We start from the raw sequence: 17,029 nt of genomic DNA, 5'->3' as shown, positions 1-17,029 counted from the left end.
AAGCTACGCAGTCGGCTGACCAACCAGTGCAATGACTGCCGCCGTGACACCTTCGGCTACTGAGGCGATGAAGTCGAGGTTCAACGTGTCGAGGGTATCAGTTGGTCGATGGTAATGGGGATTCCGGAAGTTGGCGGTATCCGTGAGCATGACGGCGGGAAAGCCTTGCTCCCAAAAGGAGGTGTGGTCGCTGCGTCTGGTGTCTGGGAGTTTCTCTCCGTTGCCCGGCACGACCAGTGGAACGATCGGGAGATGCGACTGCATGGCCTTAGCAACGGAGCCGGTTAAAGCCTCTGACCGCTTGTTGCCGATCACGGCGAGAAAATTGCCGGTCGTTGGAACGGCGATGGGCACACCGGGGGGAATTTTCTGCGAGTTGTGTTGATCGCTCGCATAGCCGACGCATTCCAGCACGATCGCTCCGTGAATGGCCTGATGGTTCTTTCGTAGGAATGAGGTATAGGCCAAGCTGCCAAGTAGGTTGTGTTCCTCCAAATTGAAGGCGATGAAGCGGATCGGTCGCGCTAGCTTTAGCGATCGGATCCGGCGCGCTACGTCCAGCAGCACGACGAGGGCGCTGGCGTTGTCATCAGCGCCGGGAGAGCCTTCAACTGTGTCGAAGTGTGCGGCGAGAATCAGGGGAGGCGCTTGTTCGTCGTGCAGGGAGGTGGAACGCGCAGTTCCGATGACATTACGATAGGTCTTGCCCAATGCCTCGAATTCATGTGCGGTGACGGCGAGCCCGGCCTCCGAGAACCGGCGACGCAGATAGACCTCTGTCTGTTGTAAGCGGACCGGAGAGGACAGGGGATGCCGCTCTTCCACGAGGTGATGCAGGTCGTCTTTGAGGCGGTTGCGATCAGCGGGCACGTGGGTGGTCCGTCAACGGAGAATTAGTTTACGATCTCGGTCCCAATGCCCTTGTGCGTGAAGATTTCAAGCAGAATGGCGTGGGGGATACGCCCGTCGATAATGTGAGCTTTTCCGACCCCTTCGGCCAATGCGTCCAAACAAGCACGGACTTTCGGGATCATCCCCTCCGTGATAGTCCCCTTCTTCATCATGCGCTGCACATCTTTACGCGACACGGTGGAGAGGTGACGCCCGTTGGCGTCGCGAATGCCTTTGATATCGGTCATCATGAGGAGCTTCTCCGCGCGCAGGGCCCCGGCCACGGATCCGCCGACGAGATCGGCATTGATGTTGTACGTATTACCCTCACGATCCGTTCCGATCGGAGCGATCACCGGGATGTAATGGTCGTCCTGAAGGTTGCGCAACAAACCAGGGTCGACCTTTTCAATGTCGCCCACCAGTCCGAAGTCGCCTTCGCCGTCTTCCCTATCCAAATCCCGGTCCAGACTTTCTGCCCAAGCCTTGGCCGTCAGCGGCTTGCTGAGAATCAACCCCCCGTCCTTGCCGCTCAACCCGACGGCGCTACCACCATGACGGTTGATGAGATCCGTAATCTCCATGTTGATTTTTCCTGCCAGGACCATTTCCACGATTTCCATCGTGGCTTCATCGGTGATCCGGACGCCGTGCCGAAACTTGGCCTCGATGCCGAGTCGGTCGAGCATCTTATCAATTTGAGGCCCACCGCCGTGAATGATGACCGGGTTGATGCCAACGTACTTGAGCAGTACGACATCTTGAGCAAACCGTTCCTTAAGCGACGAGTCCGTCATCGCATGGCCGCCGTACTTGACGACCACGGTCTTTCCTCGAAACGCGCGAATGTACGGCAGGGCTTCGATGAGGACGTTGGCTTTCTTGATGAGTTTGTTCATGCGGTGCTCCCGCTGCGGGAAGGGCGCGATGGGCGTGATCCGCGAGAAACGCGACCGAGTCTTGCCCGCCGCGCTCGTCCTGCCTAGAGAATATACCGGCTCAGATCCTGATCCTTGACGATGTCTTTCAACCGGTCCCGGACATAGGCCGCGGTGATGCTGATCCGTTTGTCGGGCCAGCCTGGTCCCTCGAATGAAATGTCTTCAAGCAACCGCTCCATGATGGTGAACAGGCGGCGCGCGCCGATGTTCTCGGTCCGTTCATTCACTTGCACTGCGACCTCGGCGATTTCTTCAAGACCGTCCGTAGTGAACTCGATGGTGAGGCCTTCCGTGGCCAGCAAGGCCTGATACTGCCGGACCAGCGCCCCTTTCGGTTCTGTGAGAATGCGGACGAAATCGTCTTTTGATAACGGGCTGAGCTCGACGCGGATCGGAAATCGTCCTTGGAGTTCCGGAATCAGATCCGACGGCTTCGCCACATGAAAGGCACCGGCGGCGATGAAGAGGATGTGATCCGTCACGACCGGCCCATGTTTGGTGGTGACCGTGCAGCCTTCCACGATGGGGAGGAGGTCGCGCTGGACACCTTCTCGCGATACATCCGGACCCATGGTGCGCTCGCGGCCGGCGATCTTGTCGATCTCATCGAGGAACACGATACCGGCCTGTTCCACCTTGGTGATGGCTTCTCTCGTAGTATCTTCCATATCGATCAGTTTCTGAGCTTCTTCCTGCGTCAAATGTTTGAGCGCCTCCGGCACTTTCATCAGTCGTTTCTTCTTCTTGCCTTGAAACATGCCGCCCAGCATGTCTCGGAGATTACTCTCGAGGTCGTCAAGTCCACCCACGTTGGAAATGACGCCGACGGGAAGGCTTCGTTCCTTGACTTCTAACTCCACCGTTCGTTCATCCAGCCTCCCTTCCCGTAACTGCAGGCGCAGCTTCGATCTGGTCGTTTCGTGGGAGTCCTGAGGGGCTTGAGCGACCGGCTCGCTCGCGCTGTCCACGAAGCCCGGTCGAGGGGGGGGCGGCGGCAAGAGCAGATCGAGCAATCGTTCCTCGCCTTGTTGTTCTGCCTTCTGCTGAACGGACGCCAGCCGTTGTGTCTTGACCATATTGATGGCCAGCTCGGTCAAGTCGCGGATGATCGATTCCACATCACGCCCGACGTAGCCGACCTCGGTGAACTTCGACGCTTCGACCTTGATGAAGGGGGCTTCGGCCAGTTTGGCGAGCCGTCGGGCGATCTCCGTTTTGCCCACGCCGGTCGGCCCGATCATGATGATGTTCTTCGGCATCACCTCGTCGCGAAGGTCGGGAGACACCTGCTGGCGGCGCCACCGGTTGCGAAGAGCGATGGCGACCATCCGTTTGGCATCCTTTTGTCCAATGACGTAGCGATTCAGCTCCTCGACGATCTGACGCGGGGTGAGACTATTGAGATTCAGTGGTTCGGCATCGCTTGTGAGCGGCTTCATCATCGTGAGTTATCCTTGGAGTTCTTCAACAATAATCTGTTGGTTGGTGTAGATGTCAATAGAACCTGCGATGTTCATGGCTTCAGTGACGATCGCCGGGGCGTCGAGTTGGGAATGGCGGAGAAGTCCTCGTGCAGCCGCCAGGGCATAGGGTCCACCCGATCCAATGGCCAATATGCCGTCTTCCGGCTCGACGACATCGCCGGTTCCTGAAATGATGAACGACTGTTCACGGCCGGCGACGGCAAGCAACGCCTCCAACCGGCGAAGCACACGATCGGTTCGCCAATCTTTCGCGAGCTCCACTGCCGCCCTGGTCAGGTTGCCTCGATACTCCTCCAACTTGCTCTCGAATTTCTCGAACAGGGTGAAGGCATCCGCAGTGGCTCCCGCAAATCCGGCCAGCACCTGGTCATGATGCAAGCGTCTCAGCTTCTTGGCGTTGTGTTTCATCACGGTGGTTCCAACGGTCACTTGGCCGTCGCAGCCCATGGCGACCCGTCCATCGCGTCGGACGCAAAGGATGGTGGTCGATCGAATCGTCATGACGATTTTCGGTCCTTTCCGGGCAAGGGAGTCGTTGCCTCTCGTGCTCGAGGGTGGGCTCGATCATAGACCGCGAGGAGTTGATCCATCGCCAGATGTGTATATTTTTGAGTTGTGCTGAGCGAGGCATGGCCGAGCATTTCCTGTATCGACCGGAGGTCCGCTCCCTCGTCGAGCAGATGGGTCGCGTACGAGTGCCGCAAGGCATGAGGACTGACCGCCCCACCAACGAGGCGGCTGGAGTATCGAGCAACCATTCGAGCGACGCTCCTCGTGGTGATCCGGCCCCCACGATGATTCAAAAAAATCGGAGACGACAGATGACCGCTTCGGGCCGGCGGTTTCAAGGACCTGCGATACTGCCGGATTGCCTGAAGCGCCAGATCCCCGATCGGCACCATCCGTTCCTTGCGACCCTTCCCTCTCAAACACACGATCCCGTCCGCCTCGTTCAGGTCATCGAGATTGATCCCCACGACCTCACTCACCCGAGCCCCGGTCGAGTACATCGTTTCCAGCAGGGCGCGATCTCGCAAGGGCAAGGACGATGGCCCGGTCGGAAACTCCATGAGTGCCGCCGCATCGTCCTTTGTCAACACGCGAGGGAGCGGCTTTGGTCGCTTGGGGCTTCGCAGGATTTCGGTAGGATCCGTTCGCAGGACTTCTTCACGTACTAGAAAACGAAAAAAACTGCGGAGGCAAGCCAGTTTTCTTGCCAAGGACGAAGCTTTCTCGCCTTGTTGATCCAAGTTGTGCAGATAGGCGCGAATATCGTCTCTCGTGACCTCCTCGACGCGACTGGGCGCAGCATCCTTCTTGGTTCGCTGGAGGAACCTCGCCAGCTGATGAAGGTCGGATCGATAGTTGCGAATCGTCTCCTGTGACGCGTTCCGTTCAACCTGCAGGTACATTATGAAAGCCTTGATTTCATCGTCCATGCGTCGAAATCCTCAAGGGCCCGCAGGCTCAAGGCGCGTCGCTTCTTATCCTTGTCCCTCGGAGAACTCGCCAAGGGAGGGAACAGACCGAAATTGGTGTTCATTGGCTGGAAATGGCGAGGATCCGACGAGGTGATATGAGAAACTAAGCAGCCGTGCGCGGTCGTGGGTGGAGGTGTGATCAAAGATTGTCCAGCAAGGGCCCGCGCTGCATTGATGCCGGCCAAGCCTCCCATTGAAGCCGATTCCGTATAGCCTTCGACGCCGACGAGCTGCCCGGCGAAAAACAATGTGCCGCGAGCTTTGAATTGCAGCGTGTTGAGGAGGAGCTGAGGAGAATTGATGAAGGTGTTGCGATGGAGGCTCCCGTACCGGAGGAACTCGGCTTGCTCAAGCCCGGGGATCATGCGAAACACCCGTTTCTGCTCCGGATAAGTCAGTTTGGTCTGAAAGCCGACGAGGTTGTAACAGGTCCGATGGACATTTTCTGTCCGCAACTGCACGACCGCCGCCGGCTCAATCCCGGTTCGTGGATCTTTGAGCCCCACTGGTTTCATCGGGCCGAACTGCATCGTTCGGCGGCCCCGTTCTGCCAGCACCTCAATCGGCACGCAGGCTTCAAAATAGGGTGTCTTCTCGAATTCCTTCGGCTGTACTTTTTCAGCGGCCATCAGGGCATCGTAAAAGACATTGTACTGTTCTGCCGTCATGGGGCAATTCAAATAATCATCTCCGCCCTTGTCATAGCGAGAGGCACGAAAGACGACCTCCATATTGATGGAGTCCGCATCGATGATCGGCGAGATGGCGTCGTAGAAATATAAATGCTGGGATTGCGTCACGGCACGGATGGCCTGAGACAGTTTATCGGAGGTTAACGGACCTGTTGCGACGATGCAGAGGCAATCTGTCGGAATGTCGGTGGTCTCTTCGTGCAGGATGCGGATGTTTGGGTGCCCTTCCAGCGCTCGAGTAATGTGCTGAGAGAACTGGTCACGGTCCACAGCCAGCGCCGACCCGGCGGGAACTCTGGCTTGCTCGGCTGCGGCAATGACGAGCGAATTCAAGCGACGCAGTTCCTCCTTCAAAATACCCGGCGCATTCAGAGGATCGGCGGAACCGAGCGAGTTCGAGCAAACGAGTTCGGCCAAGTTTCCGGTCTTGTGCGCCTTCGTCATCTCTTTCGGGCGCATCTCGTAGAGGGTAACTTTGGCACCACGATTCGCCGCTTGCCACGCGGCTTCCGAGCCGGCCAGACCACCCCCCACGATGACGACATCATCTCTCATTATTCACGTTCCTTACAGTGGAAGGCGCTCATTCTAGAAATCATCTTTTGGTGAAGTCAAGGTAAACGATGGCGAGCTACTGTTGGGTCTAGAAACTCCGTTCGTGGTGAGACCTGTCGAACCACGAACGAACTCCTCGGACTCACCACTCACCGCCTAGGGTTCTTGCCTTTGTCGGGCGAACGGGTAGAATGCGCCACCTAGACCTCCCTACTAAGCACTATGACTAGGTGGCGCCTGGGAAGTTGACTGGTGCCTCAGGAAGCTCGATGCCAGCGCGAGTAACTTGACCATGAGCAAGATCCTGATCTCCTATCGCCGCGAGGATAGTGCGGATGTCACTGGTCGAATCTATGACCGGCTCATCCAAGCGTTTCCAAAGGCGGTCTTTCGGGATGTGGATTCCATGCCTCCTGGTATCGACTTTCGTCACCATTTGGATGAGCAGGTGGCAAAATGCGATGTATTCCTCGCCGTAATCGGGCGAAACTGGATGAAGCTCAAGGGCCGAACGGGAAAGTCCAGACTTGAAGACCAAGGAGATTTTGTCCGGATTGAAATCGAATCGGCGCTAAAGCGTCGGATTCCAGTTATTCCGGTACTGGTGAGTGGGGCTGTAATCCCGCCAGTCGATCGGTTGCCAGTTAGTCTGCGAGATTTCTCGTACCGTCACAGCGTCGTGGTACGTTCTGACCCCGATTTTCATCGGGACATGGACCGGCTCATTGAGTATTTGCGAGCACAAATAGAGAGTGAGCGGGAGAACCTCCCGCCCTCGGATGCGCAACACACTGTCACGGAAGCAATAGCGACAGAGGCGGCCGCCCGTTCCGAAGTTAAGGGACCCGGACAGGAGAATGTCGAGGTAGCGGTTCCTCCATCCAGTCTTGAATCCCAACCAGAGGTGCCGCCATCCCATGAGGAAGCACCAATTGCGTTCTCAGACGCGCACAGTACCGTAAGGGATGGAAGCGCGACAGGGAAGGAACCCGATTGCGGCGTCGATCGAGGAGAACAGGAGAGTGTCGAGGCAGCGGTTCCTCCATCAAGACTTGATTCTCAACCACAGCTGGAGCCGGGTGAAGAAGAACCAGCCTCTTCGACAGTAGCTTCCCGGACAACAACGGAAGGGTTCCCATCCTATTTGGTCGGTGGCATCGGCCTGATAGTCTTTATCATCGTCCTTATAGCTGCGTTCTTGATTTTTCAGCCGAAACCTTCGCCTGTCTATGCCCCTTCGCCGCGATTAGAGAAAATGAAAGAGCAAGTCGAGCAGCTCAAAGAGAAAATCAAGCAGCGCAAAGAGGCTGAACCCGTGGAGCGCAGGCCATAGCGAAGAAGCCCGCCCCAGCCCGCAATGATACTGATTTCGCCAGGGTCGTTCATGATGGGGGGCTCTGTAGTGTTTGAAGTTCCTAAACACCAAGTCGAATTCACTAAACTATTTGCCATGGCACGGTATGAAAATGCCTTTGACGAGTACGACCTCTTTGCCCAGATGACTGATCGCCAATTGCCAAAGGATGAGGGTTGGGGACGTGGTCAGAGACCGGTCGTCAACGTGTCCTGGGGCGATGCGAAAGCCTACGCCCATTGGCTATCCCAACGAACCGGCAAACGCTATCGGTTGCCCACGGAAGCTGAGTGGGAGTACGCGGCGCGAAGCGGTGGGCAGGAGCAGATGTGGCCTGGGACTTCTGACGAGAGTCTATTGAAGGATTATGCGGTGTATGGCGCGAAACGTACCGAGCCGGTTGGCCGCACGCAAGCCAATGGACTTGGGCTCTACGATATGAGCGGCAATGTGTCGGAATGGCTGGAGGATTGCTGGCACGAGAATTACAAAGGTGTCCCAGCGGATGGCCAGCCTTGGCTCGAAGACGGTGGTGGTGATTGTGGTCGTCGCATAATCCGTGGAGGCTCCTGGGGCTACATGCCGGTGAACATGCGCACTTCGACACGGATCTGGGGCGTTGCTGACTTTCGAAATCATGACCTTGGCTTCCGTCTTGCTCAAGACCTTCCCTAACCCTATGCGCGTTGTGCTTTGAACGTTTGCGGTTTCACCCGCCTTGTGCGTTCTTCTATCGGTCCCGTGGCTTCAGCCGCTTGAGGGCTTCCTCATAGACGGCGAGGTCTTCTCGCTTTCCAATGGCCACGACTTCAACCAGGATCTCTTGATCGAGAATCCGGTACACGATACGGATGGATTTCTTGGCGGCGTAGAGTTTGTAGTAGCCGGTAAGGTCAAGCCTGCTCGGTTCCCAAGATGCTCGCCGAGTCGTGGGACGGTTTCGAGTTTTCGGAGCTGCTTGGCAACCGGCTGCTTCAACGACCCATCGAGTTGCCGAAAATCTTCCGCCGCTGCCGCGGTCAAGACAACGCTATACCGCAACCCGTTGCTCCTTCAGCAACGCCTCCAGTGTGATGAGCCTCTTCCCTTTCTTGCGTGCCCGTTGTGTGACAAGGCGATGGATCTCCATGTGCTCCAAAAGATCGAGTGCCTCCGCCATCTTTTCATAGTCGTCCACCGGCACGATCACGGCTTCAACGTGATTATTTTTCAGGACGACCACCCGCCGACGGCGCTGTGCTTTCAAATCGGTCAGCACTTTTCCGAAGGACCGCGCGACGCGAGATGCGCTGAGGATTTCTTCTTTCTTGTATGCCACGGGCATGGTGTTGGCCCCCGGTTAATCATGCGCGTAATATAGCGTAGAATTCTACGCTCTCACAAGGGTACATATTAGATGGACCCAAGGGAATGTGATCAGAGCCTCGGTCAGCGGCGATGGTGTCGACGGTCCGGCCCGTGCATATCCAGAGTGCTTGCCGGTGACTTACGCCTTCCTCTTGGCCGAATGTGCCTGCACATAGGATCGCAGCACGGCGTTGATCTTGGTTTGATATCCGCCTCCTTGCCGCTTAAACCACTCCACGACATCTTCGTCCAACCGTAAGGACAAATGGGTTTTGACGGGCGGAAGCACGACCTGTGCCTTTTCCCAAAACTTGGCGTCCGTCGGCGGGATGTCTGAGTAATCAATCTCGTGGTCTGTCATCTCCTGCAGTTTCGCCCATCCCGCGCGACGCCGTTTTGACAGGGTCTTGGTAGATTTGGCGCTCATGTTTGTTCCCCTTTCTCATGGAGATGGTTCGTGTTGGAATCCCTGCGTTGACTGGTCCCGTGGCGCAGTGCTAGAGTTTGGCCTCTTTTTAGACCGGCTTCGTCGGTCGGGCGATTAGCTCAGTGGTAGAGCGCTTCCTTCACACGGAAGAGGCCACAGGTTCGATACCTGTATCGCCCACCATGCTCTCCATATCCCCATCCGCTTTCTGCGCTTCCAGGATTCCTGTCTAATCGTTATCGGCAAACACCTCGGATACCGCCCTATTCTCCGTAACTATCGGATTTTTACGGCAACAATGCGGATACTCGATGAGCAATACCCAACGAGCAACTTGACAAACGAATAGGCTGCACCTACCATGAGCCCCCTTGGCTCTGATCTCCCAATCGGTCAGAGCCATTTTTTCGTGCCGACGCAGGCTGTGGACTTTCTCAACTATGGGGAATCTCGTCATTATCGGGGCTCAGTGGGGCGATGAAGGTAAGGGCAAGATCGTCGATATCTTGGCCCGAGGCACCAATATCGTCGTACGCTATCAAGGAGGTTCCAACGCCGGGCATACCGTGATTAACGAGCGGGGGACCTATATTTTCCATCTCATCCCGTCGGGAATTTTGTATCGAGGGACGACCTGTGTCATCGGTAACGGTGTCGTCGTCGATCCAGGGTCTCTGATCGAAGAGATGGATCTGCTCCAGACGAAGGGCATCGCGATCGGCAAGAACTTCGCCGTCAGTCAGCGGGCGCACCTCATCCTCCCCTATCATAAGGCGATCGACCGCGCGTCGGAACAATCGAAGGGATCACGGAAGATTGGTACGACCGGACGGGGGATCGGGCCCTCATACGCTGACAAAATGGCGCGGATCGGCATTCTCATGGGGGATCTGCTGAACGCATCGCTGTTCAAGAGAAAACTCGAAGAGAATCTTGTCGAGATGAACTGGTTCTTAGAGCGATTGTATAAAGTCGAGACGTTTCGGGTCGACAAAGTCTTCGAGCAGTACATGGGTTATGCCGATCGACTCAGGAGCCACATCGTCGATACCACCCTGCTGTTGAATCGCGCGATAGAAAAGAACAAGACGGTCTTATTTGAAGGGGCTCAAGGCACGAACCTGGATGTGGACTTCGGCACCTATCCCTATGTGACCTCGTCCAGTGCCGCCGCAGGCGGGGCCTGTACGGGCACCGGTGTCGGTCCCACGATGATTGACGCGGTCATGGGCATCGCCAAGGCCTACTCGACAAGAGTCGGCAGTGGGCCGTTTCCGACGGAACTGACTGATGAGGTCGGACGGGGGCTCCAGGAACGAGGGCGAGAATTTGGTTCGACCACAGGACGTGCAAGGCGCTGCGGTTGGTTTGATGCGGTCGTGGTTCGTCATGCGACGCTGGTGAATGGGCTCACGTCCCTGGCTCTGACCAAACTCGATGTGCTCGACGGCTGTAAGGAGTTGAAGCTCTGTACTGGGTACAGACATGGGGGCACCATCTATAAGAGTATGCCGGCTGATTTGGACCTATTGACCAGCTGCGAACCGGTCTATCAACGGATGAAAGGATGGACCACTGCGACGACAGGGACGACCAGCTACAAGCGCCTCCCCGTCGAAGCGAAACGTTACTTGGCTCGAATCGAAGAGTTGTCGCAGTGCCGAATCGATATGATTTCGACTGGGTCCAAGCGCGCGGAGACGATCATGTTGCGTAATCCCTTAGACTGTTCCCGTCGAAGCCCCAAACGCTCGTGAAAAATAGTCAATAGTCATCGGTCATCGGTCATTGGTCAATGCTATGATGCGGCAGTGTTCTTGGCTGGTCCCACCCAGTCGTTTCAGAAATAAGATTATGATTCCGCCTCTTCACTGTGAGCCGGTAGCTCAGTCGGTAGAGCATCGCCCTTTTAAGGCGAGGGCCCTGGGTTCGAGTCCCAGCCGGCTCACCAAACCAAGCTTGCTCGTGCCGTGCGCCTCATAATAACGGCGCACGGATAAATCCCACCAGTACTTTTTCCAGCATTCAGCGCCCGCAACGGTTTCGCCGAACCCTTCTTGACACTTCTAGAATAGCCTAGATCGTGGTAGACAATTATCAACCGATACAGCCGGATCGAGCCAATCACTGTGCGGGCATGGTGTGTCAGTGTGTGTGATGGAGATGCTCACACCCTGATTGGCGCTTCGGCAACAGGGGTAACCGCGATGAAACTAAAAATCGGCACGCAAATAGAAGAAGAGATTATGAAGCTGATTAAGCGCAAGGCCGCAGAGGAGGGTTGCTCCATCAGCGATCTTATCCAGGATGCCCTGGTCCAATACCTCAGCGCCGGTCCCACGAGCCCGAAAGAGTGAGAGATGGCCCATCAGTCATTTTGTGAGTGACCGATCAAGCTCAAGCACGAGCAGTTCCAGCGAGTAATCAAAGAAGATGTATGGGATCAATGAATCTCGATGATATTCCCGGCGGCAGTCTGTGCGTCGTTGACACGGACGTCTTGCTATACGCTGAGCAAGGGATATCGGCACAAGCCCAACGGCTGCTGCGACGAATCGAGCGGCGAGAACTGATCGGTGTGGCCCGGCAGCCGGTTCGGCAGGAGTTGCCTCACACACTCATGTTGGCTGAAGCGATAGTGTTAGGGAAGATTTCAGGCGGGAATCCTGCGAGACAGCTCGCGGCCAAGCCCGACGTGCTCAAGCGCCTCACGATCTATCGCGAGAAGGTGGCCGCACTCATCACATTGGGTTGGGGTTTGAAGTCGGCACAAGGACTGACCTGCTCGACAAGGCCCTGCCGCTACAAGAGCGTTATGGTCTGATGACCAACGACTCTGTTATAGCTGCCGTAGCCATCCGCCTCGAAGTCGCTGCCTTGGTTTCAGCGGACACAAGATTCAAAGTCGTCAAGCATCTGAAAGTCTATGCTCTCTTGGATTTCAAGATGGCTTAAGAGGTGAAGCCGCGTAAGGAGGATCTGAAGAGACAGCAGCCTGAATAGCAATCGAGAGGGTGGCCTGAAGCAAGCCATCTTTACCGCCATCGCACTCTGTGCCTTCACGATGCCGGTCGCAGCCGAAGACCTCGGCAAGCTGAGCGCCAACCCCTGCGATCCTGATTCGACCAGCAACCCCTACGGTCGGTTCGGGTCTCCGCTTTCGCCAGACTCCATCAACAATCCTTACGGTGCAGGCAGTCCCTTTCGCTCTGATAGTCCCACCAATCCCTACGGTCGCGGCGTGAGAATCGAAGGACAGTGAAGGTCCTCTCATTCATCTGTATGAGTCATCAGGACCTGTTTGTCAGCCCAAGGCGGAAGTGAATAGGGTTCTTCTGAGTCGCCAGCGGCAACAAGTGTCCGGCTATCAACTCCGAGGCGCATCACTCGCGCACTGTCACCCTCGCTGCATAATCCTCTCCGGCACTCCGGTTCCGGCCCCTGCCTCGCGGGAACATCAAGGCGACGATCTGGCAGAATGTCAGCGAGAACGACCCGTTCTTCTCAACGACCTTTTCCCGACCATTCAAGGATCGGTCCGGCATGTGGCGCAACAGCACCTCATTCGGTCTCAACGATCTCGCGGCACTTATGAATGTCGCCTGTGAGGCGAAGGAGTGGATGACCGCTCACACACTAAAGCGCTGAGGTGCTTCACAGAGAAGCCTCCGGCACTCCCTGGGCTTCCTTGAGAAAGTTTTCACTCCTATGGTCTCTAGAATTGGGACGAATAGTAAATAGCTAACGGACATGACACGGCCAGACACTTTTCACAGCAGAGTCTGTATAATGCGCTCCTACCATGGCCAGAGAGCGTCATCTTACAAAGGCTCCAATAACAGAGGCAGTTATTGATATTCGAGTTAAGCTCCCTACAGACAAGCAAGACCCAGCTCTTATTAAGCGTTTTACCCTTGCAATACAGGAACAATTGCCAGGGCAATTTCCAGAAGAAAAAGAGCTGCGAGCTGTGCAAATGCTCTTTGAGGTTGGCCCTCCTTCCCGACAGGAAACTATATCGAGTCATGTTGGTTACCGATATGACAGCAAAGATGGCAAACGCGTCATCCAAGCAAAGCTGGATAGCTTCACCTTTAGCTGTCTCAAGCCATATGATAACTGGGAAGCCCTCCGAAAAGGTGCCTATGCCGCGTGGCAAGTCTATCGGGAATCAATGAAACCCGAAGCGATAACTCGCATTGCTACTCGTTTCATTAATCAAGTTGAACTTCCTGGACCTCTGATCGATTTCGACGACTATTTAACAGCAGCTCCGGTAATTCCAAACGCACTTCCACAAGCATACTCAAGTTTTCTTACCAGGATGGCTATTCCAGACGAAAAGAACCAGGTCATGATCATCATTACTCAGTCATTCCAGCCGGGAGTCAAGCCAACACTGGTTCCGGTTGTGATTGATATAGATGTTTTCATGGAGAAATTGTTTGAAAACCGGACGGATTCTTGGGATAGAATGGCATGGGATAGGATAGATACGTTGCGAGCTATCAAGAACCGGGTCTTTTTCGAAAGCATTACTGAGACTACAGCGGGGCTACTCGAATGACTACAGCAGCATTTCATTATCCACTGGTTAATCTCCTGGGATATGCCGGTCCGAGCAGCCAGGATGCTGTTCTGAATTTTCTTCCAACAACTTTCAAGGATTTTGAACTCCCAGCCAGCAGACAAAAAAGGAAAGAAGCAATAGATTCTGTGATGGACGCCTATGCTGAATCCCGACAAGGCGGAGAGATTGCACCAATTTCCGAACTCACTTGCAAAGAAACAATCGATTTTCTCAGAAAGCTTCCATCCACTCTCCCAATTCCAGAAGTAATTATTGAGCCCAATGGAGATCTCGCTTTGGAATGGTTTGTTAGTAACTATTGCTCTTTCTTAGTCGGATTCTCCGGAAAGGGCGTTATCACTTACGCTGGCCTATTTGGAAGAGGGCAAAAAACATATGGAACTGAGTTCATATCTGAAGCGATTCCTTCGTCTATTGTCGAGAATATTCGCCGGGTCCTCTCCTAACCTCGAACTTGACCCCGTTGTTTCACGCCTTGAAACCGTTTGCAAGTATCAACTTGAGAAGAGAGATATTAGAGCCAATGGTACGGTGCGCCACAGTGCTTTTATGCCGGCTTCGGATGGGGCTAGGTCTGTTTTCCGCGTTTCAGGGTTGCCAGATTCTGAAATATGGAGTCTTGGACTAGAAAAAGTCGCTCGTGTCAGGAACCGACCACTGTTGGGACGCTTCGATCTGAATGCAGGTCTCGTTTACGACCAAAAGCTCAGCTTCAATGCCGATACGGACCGTCGCTCGCGTCATGCCAACATTGTCGGATGGCCACCGGAGAAAGAAAAGCAGCAATCGATCGCACAGATCTTAGCAGCTGAGTCGCAAGCTATCCGCTCGCCAGAACCCGCCCTAGAGTTCCCCTAGTCATTCCAAACTGTCTCAGCAAAGGGGTTCATGAACCGGGATAGCCATTCGACAATACAATATCCGTTAATCTCGGTGGACACACAACAAACAGCAACCAAGTCCCTCAGGAATGGAAGGAAAGAGGCGGGACCGCATAGAATCAATGGAATGCGCTAATCTGTCAATATTGCAACGAATAATGGGGAAACCGGTGCAATAGCGAGCACTTGTCAAAAGCCGTTCTTTCGAACTTTTAAGGCGAGGACTGGGATCGAGTCCCAGCCGGCTCACCACATCAAGCTTGCTCGCGCCGTGCGCCTCATAATAACGGCGCACGGATAAATCCCACCAGTGCTTCTTCCGACATCCACGGCCTCGAACCCATTGACGAATCGTGCGTCCTGACACTTCTAGACTTCTAGAGTAGCCTAGATTGTGTTTGAAAATTACACGGCGCGTCAGACGGATCGAATCAATCGCTGTACCGGCATGGCGGTCTCAGCGTCTGGAGATGCTCACGCCACGGCTGGTGCTTGGGGCAAGGGAGTAAGAGCCTGTTTATAATCTTTTCAGGCCGATGATGAGGAACGCCAGGACGACCATATTGAGGCTGGTGGCGAGTTTGCGTTCGCAGTTTTTCCAGAGTCTGCGGCATTTTTCCAACCACGCGAAGGAGCGTTCCACCACCCAGCGCTTCGGGATGACGGCAAAGGTATGAAGTGCACTGCGTTTGGCGATTTCAACGGAACAGCCAAGAATTTCCTGGACACGCTCGGCAAATGTCTCGCCCGTATAGCCCCCATCGGCCAGCACCTTCTTGACCTCGGAGAGGCGGGGTTTATGGAGGCCGAATGCGGCCAGCGCTCCGGCTCGGTCGGTGACGTTGGCGGTCGTGATGTGAATCGCATGCGGCAGGCCTTGCGTATCCACGGCGAGATGGCGCTTGATGCCTGACACCTGCTTCCCTCCATCGTAGCCCTTCTCTTCGGCGGTATCCGTGTTCTTGACGCTCTGCGCATCAACGATGAGGAAGCTGGTTTGTTCGGTCCGACCACTGCGTTGTCTGACCACGCCAACCACATTTTTTTAAGGCCTCTTCCAGGAGGCTGTCGTGTTCCGGCGTGGCCTTGTCTTTCCACTGGCGGAAATACGAGTAGCACACCTCCCACGCCGGAAAATCCGAGGGCAGCATCCGCCACTGACACCCACTCTTCAGCACATAGAGCACCCCGCAGAAGACCTCATATAAATCCACTTCACGGGGGCGGGTTTTCTTGCGGGCGTGCTCAAGAATCGGCACGATCACAGAAAATTGCTTCCGACTGATATCGCTGGGATACGTGGCACGCATGTCTGATGACCCTCCGTGAGGTGAATGGACAATCAGACATACTGCATATGTAGTGAAAGATTATAAACAGGCTCTAAGGCCATGAAACAGAAAATCGGCACTCAAATAGAAGAAGCGATCATGAAGTTGGCCAAGCGCAAGGCTGCGGAGGAGGGACGCTCCATCAGCCATCTGATACAGGATGCGCTGGTCCAATATCTCCGTAAGGACGCGGCCGCACCGAGTGAGAGGCGGATGGCGTACCACGTATTTTGCGAGCGACCGATGAAGCTGACTCCGGAGCAGCTTCGCCACGTGCTTGAAGAGGACATGTGGGAGCTATGAACCTCGACGATATCCCGAGCGGAAGCTTGTGCGTGCTGGATACGAACATCTTGATCTATGCGGAACAAGGAACATCGCTGCAAGCCCAGCGTCTTCTCCGTCGCATTGAGGACCGTGACCTGTCGGGTGTGCTCCCCCAACCGGTCTGGCAGGAAACGATCCACCGCTTGATGATCATCGAGGCCACCTTGCTTGGTCATGTGCGTGGAACCAACCCGGCCCGTCAGTTGTCAGGCAAACCCAATATTGTAAAAAACCTGACGATGTATCGAGACAAGGTGAAAGCATTGGTGACGCTCGGATTGGGATTCGAACCGTGCCATGAGCCGGACTTGATGGGAAAAGCGCTGGAACTTCAGGAACGCTACGGACTGCCGATGAACGACTCTCTCATCGCGGCCATCACGCTGCGGATCGGAGCTGACGCCCTGATTACCTCGGATCGAGGCTTCCTCGCTCTGACGGAATTGAAAATCTATGTCCCCTCGGATGTGCCAGTACCCCTGACACAATGAGCAACCAGACGACTCGCAAAGATGGCTTGGCGCGAAACACGGAGGCCGTGCCGATGTGTGGGTGGCCCAGCAGGCCGCTTATGACCTGTGGCAAGCCCGCAAGGCTGGGGCACCACGGGTACGGCGAGCCATCTTGATCGAAGCGTGATCGAGGGATGCTTCCGACCGTCTTATCCCTACCGATGCCAGGCAAACCGTAGGTGCGTGTTGCCGTTCAGGATCACTCCGGAGCCCAT

General features: G+C 55.3%; 19 protein-coding genes and 2 tRNA genes. 12 read left to right on the top strand and 9 right to left on the bottom strand.

From position 1 onward, the window contains the following. Positions 1-3: 3 nt before the first annotated feature. The 6 genes from P0119_05525 to trmFO all read right to left on the bottom strand — a co-directional run bounded on the left by P0119_05525 (position 4) and on the right by trmFO (position 6,044). Entirely contained in the window at positions 4-870 is an 867-nt protein-coding gene (locus P0119_05525) for a M28 family peptidase (protein MDF0665522.1), read from the bottom strand. A 23-nt stretch (positions 871-893) separates the two neighbouring features. Continuing rightward, positions 894-1,790 (bottom strand): acetylglutamate kinase, encoded by an 897-nt coding sequence (argB, locus tag P0119_05520; protein MDF0665521.1) that lies wholly within the window; start codon positions 1,788-1,790, stop codon positions 894-896. An 83-nt stretch (positions 1,791-1,873) separates the two neighbouring features. Continuing rightward, positions 1,874-3,274, bottom strand: coding sequence for an ATP-dependent protease ATPase subunit HslU (gene hslU / locus P0119_05515; protein ID MDF0665520.1), 1,401 nt, complete (start codon positions 3,272-3,274; stop codon positions 1,874-1,876). A 6-nt stretch (positions 3,275-3,280) separates the two neighbouring features. Then, the gene (gene hslV / locus P0119_05510; GenBank protein ID MDF0665519.1) at positions 3,281-3,817 is read right to left on the bottom strand and encodes an ATP-dependent protease subunit HslV; all 537 of its coding nucleotides are present in this window, start codon (positions 3,815-3,817) and stop codon (positions 3,281-3,283) included. Beyond that, the gene (xerC, locus tag P0119_05505) at positions 3,814-4,755 is read right to left on the bottom strand and encodes a tyrosine recombinase XerC (GenBank protein MDF0665518.1); all 942 of its coding nucleotides are present in this window, start codon (positions 4,753-4,755) and stop codon (positions 3,814-3,816) included. Before xerC ends, hslV begins: the two co-directional genes overlap by 4 nt. After that, complete coding sequence (gene trmFO, locus P0119_05500; GenBank protein ID MDF0665517.1) at positions 4,728-6,044, bottom strand: methylenetetrahydrofolate--tRNA-(uracil(54)-C(5))-methyltransferase (FADH(2)-oxidizing) TrmFO; 1,317 nt, start codon at positions 6,042-6,044, stop codon at positions 4,728-4,730. Before trmFO ends, xerC begins: the two co-directional genes overlap by 28 nt. A 292-nt stretch (positions 6,045-6,336) precedes the next feature. Between trmFO and P0119_05495 the strand changes: the two genes are divergently transcribed. Both P0119_05495 and P0119_05490 read left to right on the top strand, forming a co-directional pair. Continuing rightward, positions 6,337-7,377: a toll/interleukin-1 receptor domain-containing protein gene (locus tag P0119_05495; GenBank protein MDF0665516.1), complete on the top strand. Its 1,041-nt coding sequence runs from the start codon at positions 6,337-6,339 to the stop codon at positions 7,375-7,377. A gap of 24 nt (positions 7,378-7,401) precedes the next feature. After that, on the top strand, positions 7,402-8,073 hold the full coding sequence (locus tag P0119_05490; GenBank protein ID MDF0665515.1) for a formylglycine-generating enzyme family protein: 672 nt from the start codon (positions 7,402-7,404) through the stop codon (positions 8,071-8,073). Between the two features lie 355 nt (positions 8,074-8,428). Here P0119_05490 and P0119_05485 read toward each other — a convergent pair whose 3' ends face one another. Then, positions 8,429-8,722 (bottom strand): hypothetical protein, encoded by a 294-nt coding sequence (locus tag P0119_05485; GenBank protein MDF0665514.1) that lies wholly within the window; start codon positions 8,720-8,722, stop codon positions 8,429-8,431. A gap of 162 nt (positions 8,723-8,884) precedes the next feature. Beyond that, positions 8,885-9,172, bottom strand: coding sequence for a BrnA antitoxin family protein (locus P0119_05480; protein MDF0665513.1), 288 nt, complete (start codon positions 9,170-9,172; stop codon positions 8,885-8,887). Between the two features lie 108 nt (positions 9,173-9,280). Between P0119_05480 and P0119_05475 the strand changes: the two genes are divergently transcribed. From P0119_05475 to P0119_05440, 8 genes are all read left to right on the top strand, one after another. Further along, positions 9,281-9,355, top strand: a tRNA-Val gene (locus P0119_05475). 257 nt (positions 9,356-9,612) lie between these two features. Beyond that, positions 9,613-10,929 (top strand): adenylosuccinate synthase, encoded by a 1,317-nt coding sequence (locus P0119_05470; protein ID MDF0665512.1) that lies wholly within the window; start codon positions 9,613-9,615, stop codon positions 10,927-10,929. A 118-nt stretch (positions 10,930-11,047) separates the two neighbouring features. Continuing rightward, positions 11,048-11,123 (top strand) — tRNA-Lys (locus P0119_05465). Positions 11,124-11,379: 256 nt separating this feature from the next. Continuing rightward, entirely contained in the window at positions 11,380-11,529 is a 150-nt protein-coding gene (locus P0119_05460; GenBank protein ID MDF0665511.1) for a ribbon-helix-helix protein, CopG family, read from the top strand. An 80-nt stretch (positions 11,530-11,609) separates the two neighbouring features. Further along, positions 11,610-11,996: a hypothetical protein gene (locus tag P0119_05455; GenBank protein ID MDF0665510.1), complete on the top strand. Its 387-nt coding sequence runs from the start codon at positions 11,610-11,612 to the stop codon at positions 11,994-11,996. A gap of 240 nt (positions 11,997-12,236) precedes the next feature. Beyond that, positions 12,237-12,434, top strand: coding sequence for a hypothetical protein (locus P0119_05450; protein ID MDF0665509.1), 198 nt, complete (start codon positions 12,237-12,239; stop codon positions 12,432-12,434). A 540-nt stretch (positions 12,435-12,974) separates the two neighbouring features. Next, complete coding sequence (locus P0119_05445; protein MDF0665508.1) at positions 12,975-13,739, top strand: TIGR04255 family protein; 765 nt, start codon at positions 12,975-12,977, stop codon at positions 13,737-13,739. Further along, on the top strand, positions 13,736-14,209 hold the full coding sequence (locus P0119_05440; protein MDF0665507.1) for a hypothetical protein: 474 nt from the start codon (positions 13,736-13,738) through the stop codon (positions 14,207-14,209). The genes P0119_05445 and P0119_05440 overlap by 4 nt, the downstream gene beginning before the upstream one ends. Positions 14,210-15,161: 952 nt before the next feature. Here P0119_05440 and P0119_05435 read toward each other — a convergent pair. Then, positions 15,162-15,954, bottom strand: a protein-coding gene (locus tag P0119_05435) for an IS5 family transposase (GenBank protein ID MDF0665506.1) whose coding sequence is annotated in 2 segments (ribosomal slippage) — positions 15,162-15,666 and positions 15,665-15,954 — 795 coding nt in all. Because the reading frame shifts where the segments join, the coding sequence is not laid out codon by codon here. 81 nt (positions 15,955-16,035) lie between these two features. Between P0119_05435 and P0119_05430 the strand changes: the two genes are divergently transcribed. Continuing rightward, positions 16,036-16,278 (top strand): hypothetical protein, encoded by a 243-nt coding sequence (locus P0119_05430; protein ID MDF0665505.1) that lies wholly within the window; start codon positions 16,036-16,038, stop codon positions 16,276-16,278. After that, entirely contained in the window at positions 16,275-16,793 is a 519-nt protein-coding gene (locus P0119_05425; protein ID MDF0665504.1) for a type II toxin-antitoxin system VapC family toxin, read from the top strand. Before P0119_05430 ends, P0119_05425 begins: the two co-directional genes overlap by 4 nt. Positions 16,794-17,029: the final 236 nt, after the last annotated feature.

This window comes from Nitrospira sp., assembly GCA_029194665.1.
In the GTDB taxonomy this organism is placed as follows: Bacteria; Nitrospirota; Nitrospiria; order Nitrospirales; family Nitrospiraceae; genus Nitrospira_D.
Note: the sequence above shows the minus strand (reverse complement) of the source record. Positions and strands in the feature narration are given on the sequence as shown.